The sequence below is a fragment of the Cupriavidus sp. 05N39 genome (genome assembly GCF_056397325.1).
The window spans coordinates 1-383 of the sequence record NZ_JBFTNE010000373.1; the positions used below are offsets into that span (position 1 = coordinate 1).

Below are 383 nucleotides of genomic sequence, written 5' to 3' on the forward strand. Positions count from 1 at the left end.
CACGATTACACCATCGTCATCGTCACCCACAACATGCAGCAGGCCGCGCGCGTGTCCGACTACACCGCCTTCATGTACCTGGGCGACCTGATCGAACACGACCGCACCGAAGTGATCTTCTCGCACGATTACACCATCGTCATCGTCACCCACAACATGCAGCAGGCCGCGCGCGTGTCCGACTACACCGCCTTCATGTACCTGGGCGACCTGATCGAACACGACCGCACCGAAGTGATCTTCTCGCAGCCCAACAAGCAGCAGACCGAAGACTACATCACCGGCCGCTTCGGCTGATTCCGGCCCGCCCACGAACCTCTGGATAGAACCGCATGAGCATTCCCAACGACCACATCGTCAAGAGCTACGACGAAGAGCAGCAG

1 pseudogene is annotated in these 383 nt (G+C 59.3%); it reads left to right on the top strand.

Going from position 1 to position 383, the window contains the following annotated elements:
• Positions 1-297 (top strand): annotated as a pseudogene (locus tag AC1DN0_RS41770) (hypothetical protein); the annotation flags it as partial.
• Between the last annotated feature and the right edge of the window lie 86 nt (positions 298-383).